The organism is Paenarthrobacter sp. 2TAF44 (assembly GCF_052114885.1).
GTDB lineage: Bacteria > Actinomycetota > Actinomycetes > Actinomycetales > Micrococcaceae > Arthrobacter.
Map to the genome: position 1 here is coordinate 110,568 of NZ_JBFRFP010000007.1, position 15,776 is coordinate 126,343.

At 61.3% G+C, this 15,776-nt stretch carries 15 protein-coding genes; 6 read left to right on the forward strand and 9 right to left on the reverse strand.

Going from position 1 to position 15,776, the window contains the following annotated elements; all coding sequences use genetic code 11:
- Positions 1-5: 5 nt before the first annotated feature.
- The 5 genes from AB4Z15_RS09130 to AB4Z15_RS09150 are packed head-to-tail and all read right to left on the reverse strand — an operon-like array spanning position 6 to position 5,387.
- Positions 6-1,010 (reverse strand): sugar phosphate isomerase/epimerase family protein, encoded by a 1,005-nt coding sequence (locus AB4Z15_RS09130; protein ID WP_442017021.1) that lies wholly within the window; start codon positions 1,008-1,010, stop codon positions 6-8.
- Between the two features lie 11 nt (positions 1,011-1,021).
- A complete protein-coding gene (locus AB4Z15_RS09135; RefSeq protein ID WP_442017022.1) occupies positions 1,022-2,215 on the reverse strand; it encodes a Gfo/Idh/MocA family protein in 1,194 nt (397 codons plus the stop codon).
- Between the two features lie 13 nt (positions 2,216-2,228).
- The gene (locus tag AB4Z15_RS09140; protein WP_442017023.1) at positions 2,229-3,134 is read right to left on the reverse strand and encodes a carbohydrate ABC transporter permease; all 906 of its coding nucleotides are present in this window, start codon (positions 3,132-3,134) and stop codon (positions 2,229-2,231) included.
- 1 nt (position 3,135) lies between these two features.
- Positions 3,136-4,065 carry a carbohydrate ABC transporter permease gene (locus AB4Z15_RS09145; protein WP_442017024.1) on the reverse strand — a complete coding sequence of 310 codons (930 nt, stop codon included), beginning with the start codon at positions 4,063-4,065 and terminating at the stop codon, positions 3,136-3,138.
- Entirely contained in the window at positions 4,062-5,387 is a 1,326-nt protein-coding gene (locus tag AB4Z15_RS09150) for an extracellular solute-binding protein (RefSeq protein WP_442017025.1), read from the reverse strand. Before AB4Z15_RS09150 ends, AB4Z15_RS09145 begins: the two co-directional genes overlap by 4 nt.
- Positions 5,388-5,637: 250 nt before the next feature.
- Between AB4Z15_RS09150 and AB4Z15_RS09155 the strand changes: the two genes are divergently transcribed.
- Positions 5,638-6,723 carry a LacI family DNA-binding transcriptional regulator gene (locus AB4Z15_RS09155; RefSeq protein ID WP_442017026.1) on the forward strand — a complete coding sequence of 362 codons (1,086 nt, stop codon included), beginning with the start codon at positions 5,638-5,640 and terminating at the stop codon, positions 6,721-6,723.
- A 2-nt stretch (positions 6,724-6,725) separates the two neighbouring features.
- Here the strand turns inward: AB4Z15_RS09155 and AB4Z15_RS09160 are convergent, their stop codons facing one another.
- Positions 6,726-8,204, reverse strand: coding sequence for a lipase maturation factor family protein (locus tag AB4Z15_RS09160; protein WP_442017027.1), 1,479 nt, complete (start codon positions 8,202-8,204; stop codon positions 6,726-6,728).
- A 100-nt stretch (positions 8,205-8,304) separates the two neighbouring features.
- Here AB4Z15_RS09160 and dxr point away from each other — a divergent pair, with 100 nt between their 5' ends.
- The 5 genes from dxr (at position 8,305) to AB4Z15_RS09185 (ending at position 13,302) form a co-directional block, all read left to right on the forward strand.
- Positions 8,305-9,489 carry a 1-deoxy-D-xylulose-5-phosphate reductoisomerase gene (gene dxr / locus AB4Z15_RS09165; protein ID WP_442017028.1) on the forward strand — a complete coding sequence of 395 codons (1,185 nt, stop codon included), beginning with the start codon at positions 8,305-8,307 and terminating at the stop codon, positions 9,487-9,489.
- A 46-nt stretch (positions 9,490-9,535) separates the two neighbouring features.
- Complete coding sequence (locus AB4Z15_RS09170) at positions 9,536-10,867, forward strand: M50 family metallopeptidase (protein ID WP_442017029.1); 1,332 nt, start codon at positions 9,536-9,538, stop codon at positions 10,865-10,867.
- A gap of 84 nt (positions 10,868-10,951) precedes the next feature.
- Positions 10,952-11,245 (forward strand): YciI family protein, encoded by a 294-nt coding sequence (locus AB4Z15_RS09175; protein WP_442017030.1) that lies wholly within the window; start codon positions 10,952-10,954, stop codon positions 11,243-11,245.
- 49 nt (positions 11,246-11,294) lie between these two features.
- Positions 11,295-12,461 (forward strand): flavodoxin-dependent (E)-4-hydroxy-3-methylbut-2-enyl-diphosphate synthase, encoded by a 1,167-nt coding sequence (gene ispG / locus AB4Z15_RS09180; RefSeq protein ID WP_216925300.1) that lies wholly within the window; start codon positions 11,295-11,297, stop codon positions 12,459-12,461.
- A complete protein-coding gene (locus AB4Z15_RS09185) occupies positions 12,424-13,302 on the forward strand; it encodes a GNAT family N-acetyltransferase (protein ID WP_442017069.1) in 879 nt (292 codons plus the stop codon). Before ispG ends, AB4Z15_RS09185 begins: the two co-directional genes overlap by 38 nt.
- Here AB4Z15_RS09185 and AB4Z15_RS09190 read toward each other — a convergent pair.
- The 3 genes from AB4Z15_RS09190 to AB4Z15_RS09200 are packed head-to-tail and all read right to left on the reverse strand — an operon-like array spanning position 13,299 to position 15,420.
- Complete coding sequence (locus AB4Z15_RS09190) at positions 13,299-13,910, reverse strand: TetR/AcrR family transcriptional regulator (protein WP_442017031.1); 612 nt, start codon at positions 13,908-13,910, stop codon at positions 13,299-13,301. The two genes, AB4Z15_RS09185 and AB4Z15_RS09190, sit on opposite strands and share 4 nt — an antisense overlap.
- On the reverse strand, positions 13,907-14,650 hold the full coding sequence (locus AB4Z15_RS09195; protein ID WP_442017032.1) for an ABC transporter permease: 744 nt from the start codon (positions 14,648-14,650) through the stop codon (positions 13,907-13,909). Before AB4Z15_RS09195 ends, AB4Z15_RS09190 begins: the two co-directional genes overlap by 4 nt.
- Positions 14,651-14,658: 8 nt before the next feature.
- Positions 14,659-15,420 carry an ABC transporter ATP-binding protein gene (locus tag AB4Z15_RS09200; RefSeq protein ID WP_442017033.1) on the reverse strand — a complete coding sequence of 254 codons (762 nt, stop codon included), beginning with the start codon at positions 15,418-15,420 and terminating at the stop codon, positions 14,659-14,661.
- Positions 15,421-15,776: the final 356 nt, after the last annotated feature.

Consider the following 15,776-nt stretch of genomic DNA (forward strand, 5'->3'; position numbering starts at 1 on the left):
CAGTTTCAGCGAGCGGCGAAGGCGGCATCGAAAGCTGCAGCCGGGGGACGGATAGCAGCGAGCCGGCGGACCATGTCCAACGCTTCCGGGGCGCCGATCAGCCGGTCCATGCCGGCGTCTTCCCATTCGATGCTGGTAGGTCCGGTATATCCGATCGAGTTGAGCATCCGGAAAATGGGTTCCCAGTTCACGTCTCCATGGCCTGCCGTGACGAAGTCCCAGCCACGGCGGGGATCCGCCCACGGTAGGTGGGATCCAAGACGACCGTTGCGTCCATTGAGCTGGCGCACGGATTCCTTCACATGGACATGGAAGATTTTGTCCGCAAAGTCCTGGAGGAACATCACCGGATCAAGGTCCTGCCAGATGAAGTGGGAGGGGTCAAAGTTCAGGCCAAAACTGTCCCTGTGCCCGATCGCTTCCAGTGTGCGTTTGGCAGTCCAGTAGTCGTAGGCGATTTCCGACGGATGGACTTCCAAGGCAAAACGGACTCCTACCTCGTCAAAGACATCCAGAATGGGGTTCCAACGGTCTGCGAAGTCCTGGTAGCCGCGCTCGATCATGCCTTCTGAAGCCGGCGGGAACATGGCAACGCACTTCCAGATGGACGAGCCCGTGAACCCCGTGACGGTCTTGACGCCAAGCTTTGCCGCCGCACGTGCCGTGGTCTTCATTGCTTCGGCGGCCCGCTGACGAACGCCTTCAGGATCGCCGTCGCCCCACACGTCTGGTGCCAGGATGTCCCGGTGACGTTCATCGATGGGGTCATCGCACACTGCCTGTCCAGTCAGGTGGTTGGCGATCGCATGGACCGAGAGGTGGTGCTTCTCCAGGATGTCCAGCTTGCTTTGAAGATACGAGTCGTCCTCGACGATGCGCCGGGGGTCCAGATGATCGCCCCAGCAGGCAATCTCCAGGCCGTCAAAGCCCCACTCGCCAGCCAGCCGGGCTACTTCCTCAAACGGCAGGTCGGCCCACTGGCCGGTAAAAAGGGTGATGGGTCGGGTCATGTTCATTCCTCTCAGACGTTCTGCCAGCGGCTCGCGTTGCCCGCGCTCGCCTCAACCGCGGCCAGCACCTTTTGAACCTGCAAGGCATCAGAGAACGACGGCGTGGGCTGCTCCCCAGCGCCGATGGCATTCACCAGGTCCACCACCTGGTGGGTGAATCCGTGCTCGTAACCAAGTCCGTGCCCGGTGGGCCACCAATTGCCCGTGTACGGATGGGACGGTTCGGTGACAATGATCTTGCGGAATCCGGCGTCAGGTTCCAGCGCGGAGTCGTAGAACTGAAGCGAGTTCATGTCCTCGAAGTCGAAAGCCAGCGAGCCCTTGGTCCCGTTGAGCTCCAGGCGCATGGCGTTCTTGCGGCCCAGGGCAAAACGAGTGGCTTCGAAGATGCCGATGGTGGCGCCAGCACCGTCGTCGTGTTTTCCGGCAAACCGGGCGGTGAACAGCGCGGCGTCGTCCACCGTGACCGGCCCCTTGGGGGCGTCCGTCCCGCCGCGACCTCCGAGGCCCACGTAATCTCCACCCACAGGGCGTTCCTTCACGAAGGTTTCCAGCAGCGCCGAAACGCCGGTGATGGTGGAGCCCGTGATCCACTGTGCGGCGTCGATGCTGTGGGCGCCGATATCGCCGAGTGAACCGGAGCCGGATTTGGACTTGTCCAGGCGCCACGTCAGCGGCGCATCCGCGTCACTGAGCCAGTCCTGCAGGTATTGCGCCCGGACGTGGCGGATGTCGCCCAGGCGCCCTTCCTCGACCATCCGCTTTGCCAAAGCCAAAGCCGGAGTGCGCCGGTAACTGAAGCCGCACATGGACAGTACGCCGCGTTCGGCTGCCGCCTGGGCAACCGCTGTCATTTTCTCCGCCTCTTCCACCGAATTGGCCAGTGGCTTTTCGCAGAGCACGTGCTTGCCCGCTTCCAAGGCGGCGATGGCGATCTCGGCGTGCGTGTTTCCGGGGGTGCAGATATCGATGAGGTCAATGTCATCGCGCTCGATCAGGCGGCGCCAGTCGGTTTCCACGGAATCCCAACCGTACTTGGCGGCGGCCGCACGGACGCCGTCCGGGTTGCGGCCGGCGACGGCAGTCAGTTCAGGTACCAGGGGGAGGTCGAAGAATCGCGGCGCAGTACGCCAAGCGTGCGAGTGGGCAGCGCCCATGAAGGCATAGCCCACCATGCCCACGCGGAGGCGTTTGGGTTCTGACATGTGAAGGTCCTTTCTACTTGCTGAAGCCTGCGGTAAGGCCACTGACCAGCTGGCGGCGTCCGAGGACGTAAATCACCAGGATTGGCAGGGTGCTCAGGACGACGGAGGCAAGCACAGCGGGGATGTTGACGCTGAACTCGCCTTGGAAAGTCCACAGTCCCAAGGGGAGGACACGGAGTCCAGGGCTTTGGGTGAGTACCAGCGGCAGCAGGAATCCGTTCCAGACATGCAAGCCGTTGTAAATTGCCACGGTTACTATCGCCGGGCGGGTCAACGGCAGCGCCAGCCTCCACATCGTTTGCCAATCGCTGCAGCCATCCAGGCGCATTGACTCGAACAATTCGTTCGGCACATCGCGGATGAAGTTGGACAGGATCAGCACCGTCAAAGGAATGGCGAATGCAACGGAGGGAAGCATGATGGCAAGGAGGCTGTCATACAGGTTCAGCCGGATGATCATCAGGTAGATCGGGATGATGGTTGCCTGGAGCGGAATCGCCAAGCCCATGAGGAACATGCCGTTGACGAACTTCAGGTATCGGCCGCGACCACGAACTATTGCGAAGGCTGCCATGAAGGAGATCAGAACCGTGGGGATCACCGAGCCAAGTGTGACGATCACGCTGTTCATGAAATACGTGGTGAAGTTGGCCTCGAGAACCAGTTGGTAGTTCTCCAACGTAGGAGCCGCCGGGAGGGCCAACGGATTCTGCCCAAAGTACCCTTCGGACGTCTTCAGGCTGGTGATGACGATGTAGTAGATCGGCACAATGATGATGGCCAGCCATATCCAACCGCCAAGGCCTCCGGGAATGTTCAGCCGCCTGACCCGTGAACCGAGGCTCTGTTTGGCCTTGGTGGAATGGCCCGGGGGAGTGGCTGGAGCGGTTTTCGAATCGCTGCGAAGGACAGTGCTCACCTTACAAACCTTCCAATTGGCTGCCCTGCTTGTCCTTGCCTCCAAGGCGCTGGAGGAACAAGGCAAGGACAAGGCCGATGACGACGAGGATGACTGCAATGACACTTGCCGGGCCCATCAGGTTGGCCCGGAAGCCGCGCAAGTACATGTCCAGCGCCAGGATGCGGGTGGAGTTACCCGGCCCGCCACCAGTCAGGACGAAGATGAGGTCGAAGTACGTCAGCGATCCTACGACCATCAGGGTGGATGAGGTGATGATGGTGTATTTCAGCTGGGGAAGCGTGATGTGGAAGAACTGCTTAATGATTCCCGCACCATCGATCTGTGCTGCCTCGTACAGGGACTTGGGGATTTGCCGGACACCACCTTGGTAGATGAGTGTGTGGAAGGGCACGAACTGCCAGGCGATCACAAAGATGACCAAGCCCAATGCCAACTGCGGGACGCCCAGCCAGTCCTGGGCCAGGAAAGGCAAACCCAATCCCATGGCCAGCCCAAAGTTAGGGTCCAACAGTGCTTTGTACGCGATGGCAACTGCCGCGGAGGAGAGCAGAAGCGGCAAGAAGTACAACACCGCCAAGGCAGCCCTGTAACGCTGTGTGCCGGCCGTGAAGACTCCCAGCAGAAGGCTGATAGGCGTCTGAACCAGCCAGGAGACAATCATGATCAGGAATGTCAGGCCCAAGGCGTTGTACAGTCCGGGGTCGCTGAGAACTGAGGACCAGTTCTCCAGGCCGGCTGCTCCGATGGCGCCGATGCCGTCCCAGTTGGCGAAGCTCAGAACCAGGACACCTACCAGCGGCGCAAGCGCGAACACCACGAAGAAGATCAAAGCCGGCGCGGTCAGCCACGCCAGTGCAGATTTTTGCTGCCCGGTCTGCTCGATTTTCCGCGGTGCAGCGGCAGCCCTGTGAGTCGTTGTTGAACTCATTTGCCCAGGGTGGCATTCATGTTCTCGGCGAACTGCTGTGGCGTGATCGACTTGAGGAAGAGTTGGTCGATGTTGTTAAGCAGGGCCTCCGCCGCAGTCGGGCTCAGGGCTTGATCCCATGACTGCTGGAAGTTCGGGGCATTTTTGGCCAGGTCGTACACGAAGTTCAGGAAGTCCTTGTCCGGGGACGTGGCGAGCTTGCCTTCTATGCCATTGACGATCGGGACCGAGCCGGAGTTGATGTAGGCGTCGATGACTGTGTCCGTCATGATGCCCTCCTTGAAGAACTTCTTCGCCGTTTCCTTTTCCTTGTCGGTGGCCTTTGCCGAAATCGACATGTACTGGGCGGGGTTGCCTACGCCATTCTTCGGATTTCCCTTGCCTCCCGGGATCGTCGGGAAGGTGACGAAGCCCAGTTTTCCGTCCTGGACGAAGTTCTGGCCTTCCTTCTTCATGGGTCCGTATGTCCAGGAACCTTGAAGCAACATTGCTGCTTTGCCCGTGAACAACAGCGCCTGATCCGCCTTCGAATCTGCCGTGATGGAGGAGAAGCCCTTGATGAAGCCATCGGCGGACACCAGTTCCTGGATCTTGGTACCCGTTTCAATCACGGCAGGATCCATCCAAGCATTGGGCTTGCCTTCGAAGATCGCAGTGAACACCTCGGCCCCTCCGATGCGGTCCAGCAGGTACTCCAGCCACATCATGGAGGTCCAGCGGGATTGACCGCCCAAGGAGAACGGGGCTACACCCATGTCGTTGAAGGTCTTTACCAGCGACATGACGTCGTCCCAGGTCTTGGGTGGCTGCACCCCCGCCTTCTCAAAGAGCTCCTTGTTGTAGAACAGGACAACTGGGGCCACGTATTGGTTGGGGAGTGCGTAGATCTTGCCGTTGACGGTGGCTGCACCGAAGGAAGCGGGGAAGAACTTGTTTTTCAGATCCAGGTTGGCCTCGAACCAGCTGGTTAGGTCCTCCACCTGGTTGGCCTCGGCGTAGGTCTTCAACGTCCCGCCACCCCATCCATAGACAATGGTGGGGGCCTGGCCAGCGCCGATCGCGGTTTTGATCTTCGTCTTGTAAGCATCGTTCTGGAAGTACGTCACAGCGATCTTGTTATCGGGGTTCGACGAACCAAAAGCATCGACGGCTTTCTGGATGGTGGTCTGGTTCGGCTCGCCGGAGAGGAACCACATGCTGGCGCCTCCTCCGCTGGCGCTGCCCGGTCCGGACGTACCGCAGGCACTGGTTGCCATGACTGCGAATGGCGTAACAGCCGCTAGAGCCAGAAAAGAACGCCGTGATGATTGGAACTGCTTCATTGCTTCTCCATGTGTAGTCGCCTCGTTGGGCACATTGCGGTGCCCATCTCCCAAAGGAGTGACCATCTCCCGAAAAATACCGAAATATTTCGCGAATGCGGTTTAGGTCACGGTCTAAACTAAAGTGCATTCCATCACACGTCAAGGTCTACTTTATCGCTGCTTGAGCTGCTGTAGCCGCCTTCTTGAGCTTTCCCTCGGCATCCCGCATACTCAAAACAAGCCGAAATATTTCGAAAGCAGGGGGATTATGGAACGCGAGCTACGTCCGCTCAAGCTCACACTGGCTGCCGTGGCCAAAGAGGTGGGTGTCTCAGCGCCTACGGTTTCCAAGGTGGTGAACGGCAGGGAGGATGTGGCCGAGGAAACCCGGGCGCGCGTGCTGGCGGCCTTGCAGCGAACCGGATACAAATCGCCGCTCCAACGTAAAAGCCTTCCCGCCCGGCAGTCAGTTGAGGTGGTTTTCGACTCCCTGAACTCGGCCTACTCCGTGGAAGTCCTCAACGGCGTCATGGAGCACGCGGCAGTCTCGGACATGGAGGTCATCCTCTCGGTCACCAGCAGGCAAACAGCGTCACCTTTGGGACCGGAGGAGCGGGCCCAACGCATCATCGACGAAGGACGCAGCGGAATGATCGTGGTCACTTCCGCCTTTGGCTCGGCACAGTTGGAAGCCTTCCAACGCCGCCGGATCCCCATCGTGGTGGTGGACCCTCTCAACCCGCCGCCGGCAGAGGTCTTCAGCGTGGGTGCCAGCAACTGGGCCGGCGGCAAGGCCGCAGCTACTCACCTGCTCGAGTTGGGACACCGCAAGATTGCCTACATAGGCGGTCCTGCCACGGCAGAATGCAGCCAGGCGCGGCTCCACGGCTATATGGCCGCACTCATGGCGGAGGGCATCACTGTAGACGACGACTACGTCTCCGCGGGCCCCTTTCGGCCCGAGAATGGTGTGAGAGGCATGAAGGCGCTGCTGGAACTTGAAGATCCGCCCACGGCAATATTCGCTGGAAGCGACAGCATCGCCTTGGGTGTCCTGGCAGAAGCGCGAAGGCAGGACATCCGGATTCCGGAGGACATGAGCCTGGTCGGTTTCGACGGCACCCATCAGGCGGAAGAATCCGTTCCACCCCTGACGTCCGTGTCACAACCACTACAGGAGATGGGCCGTTCGGCCCTCCGGTTCATCCTGCGCCAGGTACGCGGCGAGGACATCGACTCCCGCAGGGTGGAGCTGGCTACACACTTGGTGGTCCGTGAGTCCACGGCCCCACCGCCCGCGTCCAAGGCCAAACCTGCGTCCAAGGCCAAACCCGCCCGCGGCAAAGTTGGATAACGCTAAAGAAGCCGCCGCCGTCGAGGTGTAAGCGAAACCGGGGGAATGGCGTCATACAGCAGTACCCGCACCCAACGCTCACCCGTCTCGCGGAACTCCGCACGGCTGGCGAAACGGTAAAGATAGCTGCGTGACCGCACCCAACGCGGGCGTTCGCCGTCGAACGGGTCATGGCGCAGCAGCCCGAGGGTGGGCTTGTCTGCCTCCAACAGCTTCTCCAGGAAGGCGTAGAACCACCCCTCGTGGACGGTCCGCAGCGGCAGGAACCACATGAGCCAATCCAGCCTGAGGTGATACGGCGCCCATTGCCGTGGCAGACGGCGGAGGTCGCCGGGTTTGCCTTTGAAGCCATACTCCAGCCATTGGTCGTCAGCTGCATCGGGCTCTTCAGCCATCGTGCCTTCGACGACGATCTCGATCCGCTGTTTCGTGACCGTCCCGAACGCACCATAGGCATTGACCAGGCGCCAGCGGTTGAAGCTCGCATTCATGAGTTGCTGGCGCGAGAAGAGGTTCAGGAGCGGCCGGTAGCTGAGGACCAGCAGCAGTAGCGTGACGGCAAGTACGACGCCGAACCACCACACAGGAGTTTCGGCGCCGGGGTGCCACTCGAGCGGAATGACGGGAAGAACCGCGTGCGCCACCGGATCACTCACCGCAGCGAAGGCGAGAACGATTGCCATCCAGTTCAGCCAGGCAAAATTGCCGCTGCCCACCAACCAAAGCTGCGTCACGATGATGATTCCAGCCGCAATACTGGCCAGCGGCTGCGGCGCGAACAGGAAGAACGGAACCACCAACTGGGCGAAGTGGTTTCCCACCACTTCCACCTTGTGCAAGGGACGGGGGAGGAGATGGGCCTGCCGGCTCAACGGTCCAGGCATCGGCTGGGTCTCGTGGTGATAGAACATCGCCGTAAGATCGCGCCACTCACGACCACCCCTGATTTTGATCATTCCCGCGCCGAACTCGAGCCGGAACACCAGCCACGCAATCAGGATCAGGATGGTGGTGGGTGGCGGGACCTGGTCCGAGCCAAGGAAAGCTACGGTGAAACCGGCCTCCAGCAGCAGGGTCTCCCAGCCAAAACCATAGAACGTCTGGCCCACATTCACGATCGACATGTACAGGAACCAGAGGGTGAGGAACGCCAGCATCGGCAGCCACGGTGGTCCCAGCTGCGGCAAGCCCAACACCAGCAAGGCGGATACAGCAATTCCCACAGAACAGACTGCACGCAGCAGGGCGTCCGAGTAGCGCCACTGGAAGAGCGTGGGCCGGGCAAGTCGGCGCGCCATCTCAAGGAATGACGGGACGGGAAGCAATCCGCGCTCGCCAAGGAGCGCTGGAAACTGGTTCATGGTGGAGAGGAAGGCAACCAGATAAACGGCGGCAGTACCGCGTTGCAATACCTGCCGCGCGAATTCGTAGTCCCGCGCGTCAAACCAGTCCTGCGCGGCAAACCAGGCCAGCCACTCCACAATTCCACGTTACGCGCGGGGAAGAAGTGGTCAAGCAGGGTTTTCCACTTACCCGGCTGCTACGTTCGCACCCTTCTGTGGCTGCTGGGATACTTAAGCAATGCAGCCGCGCAAGATCGTCATCCTCGGGTCCACCGGTTCTATCGGCACACAGGCGATTGACGTCGTCGACGGCGCCCCGCACCTTTTCGAAGTGGTGGCACTGAGCGCCGGCGGAGGAAACCTCGAACTGCTCGCCCACCAGGCTGTCCACACGCGCGCGCAGGCAGTAGGCATTGCCCACGGCGATCCGGCAGCACTGCAGAACCTGATGGACGCAGCGGCAGGCCGAAGCGGCTTGCGCAACTTTTCCCCGGAAATCTTCGTCGGACCGGACGCGTCCACCCGCATCGCGGAAGTCGAATGCGACGTCGTTCTCAACGGCATCACCGGCTCCATTGGCCTGGCACCCACCCTGGCCGCGCTGGCATCCGGTGCCACCTTGGCGCTCGCCAATAAAGAGTCGCTGATTGTCGGTGGTGCCCTGGTGAAAGCAGCTGCCGGCCCCGATCAGATTGTGCCTGTCGATTCCGAACATTCGGCCATCGCCCAGTGCCTGCGTTCGGGTACTGAACAAGAGGTGGAGAAGCTGATTCTCACGGCGTCCGGCGGACCTTTCCGCGGGCGTAGCCGTGAGCAGCTTCACGATGTCACACCCGCCCAGGCTTTGGCGCACCCCACATGGGATATGGGCCTCATGGTCACCACCAACTCGGCGAGCCTCGTTAACAAGGGCCTTGAAGTGATCGAGGCACATCTGCTGTTCGACGTACCCCTGGACAGGATCGACGTCGTGGTCCATCCACAGTCGGTGGTCCATTCCATGGTCCAGTTCGTGGACGGGTCCATCATCGCCCAGGCGTCGCCGCCTGACATGCGGCTTCCCATCGCCTTGGGGTTGGGCTGGCCCGGGCGGGTTCCACACGCTGCACAGCCATGCGACTGGACCCAAGCCACAAGTTGGACGTTCGAACCACTGGACTCGGTTGCGTTTCCGGCAGTGGAACTCGCCAAGGAGGCCGCGAAGCAGGGCAGCACCTACCCTGCCGTCTTCAACGCGGCCAACGAGGAAGCCGTGGAGGCTTTCCACGCGGGTCGCATCCGTTTCACGGATATCGTGGACACGGTGGAGTCCGTCCTCAGCGAACATTCAGGTTCTTCGGAGCTTACGGTGGAGTCCGTGCTGGATGCTGAGAGTTGGGCACGCACGCGTACGCATGATCGTTTAGCCAACAGCGCCGTATAGCTCAGAAACCCAGCAGAGAAACCCCTATGGAAGCAGTCCCGTCAGCATGAGTCCCGTCCTTCTGTTCATCCTCGGAGTCGTCTTCGTCGCCCTTGGCGTCGCGGTATCCATCGCTTTGCACGAGGTTGGCCATCTGGTCCCCGCGAAGCTCTTTAAGGTGCGCGTGACCAAGTACATGATTGGCTTCGGGCCAACCTTGTGGTCCAGGAAGAAGGGCGAAACGGAGTACGGCTTCAAGGCCCTTCCGTTGGGTGGCTACGTGGCCATGATCGGTATGTACCCGCCCAACAAAGAAGATGGCGGGGTACGTCCGTCCAGCACGGGCATGTTCCAGACGCTTGCCAGCGAGGCCCGTTCCGTCGCGCACGAAGAAGTAGGCCCCGGGGATGAAGGCAGGGTCTTTTACAAGCTGCCGGTCTGGAAGAAGATCATCATCATGCTCGGCGGCCCGGCCATGAACATGCTGATCGGTTTGGTTCTCCTTGCCATCCTGCTCATGGGTTTTGGCGTTGCCACGGCCACCACAACCATCGCGGACGTCTCAAAGTGCCAGGTGGCTGCGGGGAAAACGGTGGATCCTGATTCGGCGGACTGCAAGCCAACACCCGCGGCGGCCGCCGGGCTGCAGCCGAACGACACCGTCAAGACTTTCGACGGCAAAGCCGTCACCAGCTGGGATGAACTCACCGGCTGGATCCGGGCCTCGGCGGGCAGGGAAGTACCCATCACCGTAGAACGCAACGGCTCGGAAGTTTCCACCACCGTTACTCCAGTCTTGTCCTCGCGGCCGGTTGTGGGTGCCGATGGACGCCAGGAGCAGGACGCCAACGGCGTGCTGAAGTACCAGGAGGTTGGCTTCCTGGGAATCGGCGCGCAGAGCGCCTTGGTTCCCCAGCCGGCGTCGGGGGTTCTTCCCATGGCGGGGGAGAATATCAAGCAGATTTCCGGAGTAATCCTTAACCTGCCTGCCCGTGTGGTTGGTGTGGCGAAGGCCGCCTTCAGCGAGGAACCCCGCGATCCGAACGGCCCCATCAGTGTGGTTGGCGTAGGCCGGGTGGCCGGCGAAGTTGCTGCGATGGAAGAGGTACCGCTCCAAGCACGCATCGGAACCTTGGTAGGTTTGCTTGCCGGCCTGAACTTCGCGCTGGCCATCTTCAACCTTGTACCCCTGCTGCCTCTCGACGGCGGCCACGTGGCAGGTGCGCTGTATGAGGGGGCCCGGCGCCAAGTGGCCAGGCTGAGGGGAAAGCCGGATCCCGGTGCTTTTGATATCGCAAAGCTCCTTCCCGCCACGTATGTGGTGGCAACGCTGCTGATGGCCATGGGCGCGCTGCTGATCTACGCGGACATCGTCAAGCCGGTGAATATCTTTGGCTGAGATTCGCATGCCTGGCGGACAGGGTCGCTTGCTGAACTGGAATGGATGGCCGATCATCGCCACGCGGCGGGATAGGCTAGCTTCATGACTGTTTTCGCTGTTGAGTATGTATACGTCGCCGAGTCTGGCGCCCTCCGCGACGAAGCCCGCCCGGCGCACCGTGCCTGGCTGGGCGACCTCGCAGAGGGTGGCACGCTGCTTGCCAGCGGCCCCTACGGCGACGGTGCCGGCGCGCTGCTCATCTTCAAATCAGCAGATGAAGCGGAACTCAATGACCTCCTGAAGCAGGATCCGTTCGCCGAAGCCGGAGTCATAGCCGGGATCCGCACCACGGAATGGGACCCCATTATCGGCGTCCTGGCTGCCCACGCATCCTAGCTCCGGCGTCCTCCACCACAACGATCCACCCCAAACCCAAGGAGTCCACGTGACCTCGGTCAGCCTGGGAATGCCAGCAGCCCCACCCCCCGTCCTTGCCCCGCGCCGTAAGACGCGGCAGATCAAGGTTGGATCCGTTGGCGTTGGCTCTGATTCACCCATCAGCGTGCAGTCCATGACCACGACGCCCACTACGGACATCAACGCAACGCTTCAACAGATCGCTGAACTGACTGCCTCCGGCTGCGACATCGTCCGCGTTGCCTGCCCGTCAGCCGACGACGCCGAGGCGTTGCCGATCATCGCCCGGAAATCCCAGATCCCCGTGATCGCCGATATCCACTTCCAGCCGAAGTACGTTTTCGCGGCCATTGAAGCAGGATGCGCAGCGGTCCGTGTGAACCCCGGCAATATCCGGAAGTTCGATGACCAGGTCAAGGAAATTGCCGCGGCCGCGAAGGACCATGGGACGTCCATCCGCATTGGCGTCAACGCTGGTTCCCTGGAGCCGGGCATCATGAAGAAGTACGGCAAGGCCACCCCTGAAGCTCTGGTGGAGTCCGCTGTCTGGGAGGCCTCGCTCTTCGAAGAGCACGGTTTCCACGACTTCAAGATCTCCGTGAAGCACAACGACCCCGTCATCATGGTTGCTGCCTACGAGATGCTCGCCGAAAAGGGCGACTGGCCCCTGCACCTTGGCGTAACTGAAGCCGGTCCGGCGTTCCAGGGAACCATCAAGTCCGCGACTGCTTTCGGGGCACTGCTGTCCCGCGGAATCGGCGACACCATCCGCGTTTCCCTCTCGGCGCCGCCCGTGGAGGAAATCAAGGTAGGCAACCAGATCCTGCAGTCATTGAACCTGCGCCCGCGCAAGCTTGAGATTGTGTCCTGCCCGTCCTGTGGTCGCGCCCAGGTGGACGTGTACACGTTGGCTGAGCAGGTAACCGCTGGCCTTGAGGGGATGGAAATCCCCCTCCGCGTGGCCGTCATGGGCTGTGTAGTCAACGGCCCGGGTGAAGCCCGCGAAGCGGACCTCGGTGTAGCGTCCGGAAACGGCAAAGGCCAGATTTTCGTGAAGGGCGAAGTCATCAAGACAGTGCCTGAAAGCGAAATTGTTGAGACACTGATCGAAGAGGCCATGCGTATCGCTGAAGAGATGGGGGAGGCCGATGGCGAAGATGCTGTCAAGGGTAGCCCCGTGGTTAGCGTCTCGTAACGAGACAGGCCTGGGGGTCAGGGTGCTCGGCAGTGCCGACACCTTGGCCCTTCGCGCGCTTGCGAGCGAAGATCCCGTTGCCAACGTCTTCATCCTGGCGCACCTGGACAGCGTAGGAACGGCAGCGCCCACCAGCGGCGGCGCCAGCGTCTTTGGCGTGTTCGACGACGACACCCTCCTTGGGGCTTGTTGGGCGGGAGCCAACCTGGTACCGGTGCAACTCGATCCCGGGCTTACCGGATATGTAGCTACGGCGGCCCACCAATCCGGCAGGCGATACGCCTCCATCTTTGGGCCAGCAGAAACGGTGCTGGCCCTCTACTCCCGCTTTGAGCAGTTGGGCCACTTCGCGCACGAGGTCCGCTCCAGGCAGCCCCTTTTGACTATTTCCGGTGGGCCGGCCATCGAAGCGAATCCTTTGCTGACCTTCGGCACCATGGCGGACTTCGAACGCATCCTGCCCGCCTGCGCCGCCATGTTCGAAGAAGAAGTTGGCTACTCCCCGTTCCTGGGCGGCCAGGACTTCTACAGCAGGCGCGTTGCCGGGCTTATCCGCCAAGGGCATTCGTTGGTCCACATCGACGCTGCCGGGACCGTTGTTTTCAAAGCAGAGTTGGGTGCAGTTACCCAGGACGTCACGCAGGTCCAAGGCGTATGGATGAATCCGGAGATGCGTGGGCACCACCAAAGCGCTGGCTACATGGCCGCCGTCGTAAATCTCTCACGTACCTTTGCGCCCGTAACGAGCCTGTACGTCAATGACTACAACGCCAAGGCCCGGGCCACCTACGAAAGAGTCGGCTTCGAGCAAGTCGGGACGTTCGCAACAGTCCTCTTCTAGCCCGGGGAGTCCAGGTTCCCCGTGAGATACCGCTGGATGGTCGGTGCCACCAGGCTAACTACCTCCTCCTGATCAGCACTCGCGAGTGGTTCGAGACGGATCACGTAGCGGAGCAGCATCAGTCCCACCACTTGTGTCGCCACCAGGTTGCCACGCAGGCGGACCTCCTCAGCAGGGCCTTGCACGCCCGCCATGACCCGGGACAGGATGGTCCGGCTCACCGTCTCCCGCAGCAGTGCTGTTTTGGCCTTCGATCCGATGGTTCCCCGAACGAATGCCACCAGGCCGGGTTGCGCCGGGCTTTCCCACAACCGGACTACCGCACGGACAAGTGCTTCAGCCCTCGCCTCCGGTTCCAGGTTTTCAACGCCTGCCAGAACCTCTTCGGGATCGGCAGGCAACTCCACGCTGGAGGCGAACAATTCGTCTTTTCCTTTGAAGAAGTGGTGCACCATGGCCGGATCCACTGAAGCTTCCCGTGCCACTTGCCGAAGACTGGTGCCGTCGAACCCTTGCTCCGCGAACAACTTCCGGGCCGCCACCAGAATGGCTTCGCGCGAATGGTCGCTCCCGCTTCGGCGGCCGCGGCGCAGGGGTTCCAGGCTCATGAGGTTTGCCGCCTCAGGGTCAATGAGGCAAGGACAAGGACGCCCACCACGATCCCGCCCATCACCATCGTGTCCTGCCACATGGCTTCTGTGGCTTCGACGTTCCCTGCGATCTCCTGAAGGGCGTCAACAGAAAAGGTCAGGGGAAGGACTCCGGAGATGGCCTCGAGGACGTCGTTCATCTGCTCCCGGGCCACGAAGAGTCCGCAGAGCAGGATTTGGGGCACCACCACTACCGGCATGAACTGCACAGCCTGGAACTCGGTGCGTGCAAAGGCCGAACACAGCAGCCCCAGGGCCACTCCAAGGACAGCGTTGATGACCGCGATCAGCACGACGAACCCGGGACTGCCCTTGATGTCCAGATCGAAGATCCAGTACGCAACAGCTGTAGCCACGAGGGATTGCAGCGCGGCCATGATGGAGAAGGCAATGGCGTAGCCGAACAAGAGGTCCGCTTTATGGATGGGTGTGGTGAGGAGCCGCTCCAGGGTCCCGGAGGTTCGTTCCCGCAGCATGGTGATGGACGTGACCAGGAACATCACGACGAACGGGAAGATCGCCAGCATCATCAGGCCAACGCGGTCGAAGGTGCGCGGAACGCCCGGGGGCAGTGTTTCGTTCTCGAAAAGATAATAGACGGCTGTGAGCAGCAGCGCCGGAACCACCATAATGAGCGCCACGCTGCGGTGATCGTGCCGCAATTGACCCAGGACCCGGGCGGTGGTTGCAAAGGTCATCCGAAGATTCATGATGCCACCTGGCTTTCCTTTGCCGGCTGACCGCTGTCCGGGCCACGTTCGGCGTCTTTGATCATGTTCAGGAACGCGCGCTCAAGGTCATTGCTGCGTCCCCGGCTTGCGAGCTCGGCGGGTGTGAGCTGCGCCAGCAGCAGGCCGTCCCGCAGAAGCAGCAACGAGGAACAATGCGACGCTTCTTCCATCACATGACTGGAAACCAGGAGCGTCGTTCCGCCAGCGGCCATGTCAACGAACCGCTCCCATAACTCCGCACGCAGTACCGGATCCAAGCCCACTGTCGGTTCGTCCAGGACCAGCAGCTTGGGGTGCGCCACCAGCGCGCATGCCAAGGACACGCGGCTGAACTCCCCGCCCGAGAGGTTCCCTGCTTTCTGCTTGGCAAACGATTCGAGTCCGACGGCGGCAATTGACTCCGCGACGTCTGTCGCTGTTGCCCTGTGCATAGCGCCGAAGTACTTGACGTTGGCTTCGACGCTGAGGTCCGCGTAGACGCTGGCACCTTGGGTGACGTACCCGACGTCGTGCCTTAACGGTGCGCTGCCGGCTGGGCGGCCCAGGACGCTGATGGATCCACGGGTGATGCGTTGTACCCCCACGATGCCCCGCATGAGTGTTGTCTTGCCGCTTCCTGATGGACCGAGCAGCCCCGTAATCAGCCCGCTGTCCACGGCGAAGTCAAGGCCCCGCAGGATTCTTTTTCGGCCGCGGGAGATGTGCAGACCCGTTGCTTCTATTGCTGCGTGTGACATGGCGGCCTCCGGCCCCATCGACTAATTCACCAAGCGATGAATTAACGCTAAGTCCGGTCAACGGGGGCGGTCAAGGGCACTTTGCCATCAAAATCCTTGAAAATGTGTCCGCTATCACATAGGTTTTTCCCAAGCCGTGTCGATGGGGCACGGGTGGTTACAGGGGGAATTATGACAAAGACCTTGAAGGCTGCCTTTGGCAGCCGCACCATCCGTGAGCTCGGCAGTCACCAATGCTTCCCAGTCGCAGGCGATCCCGTTCCGCTGGAGGGAACGGGGGACTAGTCCCCGGACAGAGTCTGCGGCCGGCCGGCCGCTGAGCCACGCCATCGCAGGATGACCAGCCGATCTTTGGC

Coding starts and splice junctions, on each gene's coding strand:
- AB4Z15_RS09130 (WP_442017021.1), bottom strand. CDS start 1,010: ATGACCCGACCCATCACCCTTTTTACCGGCCAGTGGGCCGACCTGCCG.
- AB4Z15_RS09135 (WP_442017022.1), bottom strand. CDS start 2,215: ATGTCAGAACCCAAACGCCTCCGCGTGGGCATGGTGGGCTATGCCTTC.
- AB4Z15_RS09145 (WP_442017024.1), bottom strand. CDS start 4,065: ATGAGTTCAACAACGACTCACAGGGCTGCCGCTGCACCGCGGAAAATC.
- AB4Z15_RS09150 (WP_442017025.1), bottom strand. CDS start 5,387: ATGAAGCAGTTCCAATCATCACGGCGTTCTTTTCTGGCTCTAGCGGCT.
- AB4Z15_RS09155 (WP_442017026.1), top strand. CDS start 5,638: ATGGAACGCGAGCTACGTCCGCTCAAGCTCACACTGGCTGCCGTGGCC.
- dxr (WP_442017028.1), top strand. CDS start 8,305: ATGCAGCCGCGCAAGATCGTCATCCTCGGGTCCACCGGTTCTATCGGC.
- AB4Z15_RS09170 (WP_442017029.1), top strand. CDS start 9,536: ATGAGTCCCGTCCTTCTGTTCATCCTCGGAGTCGTCTTCGTCGCCCTT.
- AB4Z15_RS09175 (WP_442017030.1), top strand. CDS start 10,952: ATGACTGTTTTCGCTGTTGAGTATGTATACGTCGCCGAGTCTGGCGCC.
- AB4Z15_RS09185 (WP_442017069.1), top strand. CDS start 12,424: ATGCTGTCAAGGGTAGCCCCGTGGTTAGCGTCTCGTAACGAGACAGGC.
- AB4Z15_RS09190 (WP_442017031.1), bottom strand. CDS start 13,910: ATGAGCCTGGAACCCCTGCGCCGCGGCCGCCGAAGCGGGAGCGACCAT.
- AB4Z15_RS09195 (WP_442017032.1), bottom strand. CDS start 14,650: ATGACCTTTGCAACCACCGCCCGGGTCCTGGGTCAATTGCGGCACGAT.
- AB4Z15_RS09200 (WP_442017033.1), bottom strand. CDS start 15,420: ATGTCACACGCAGCAATAGAAGCAACGGGTCTGCACATCTCCCGCGGC.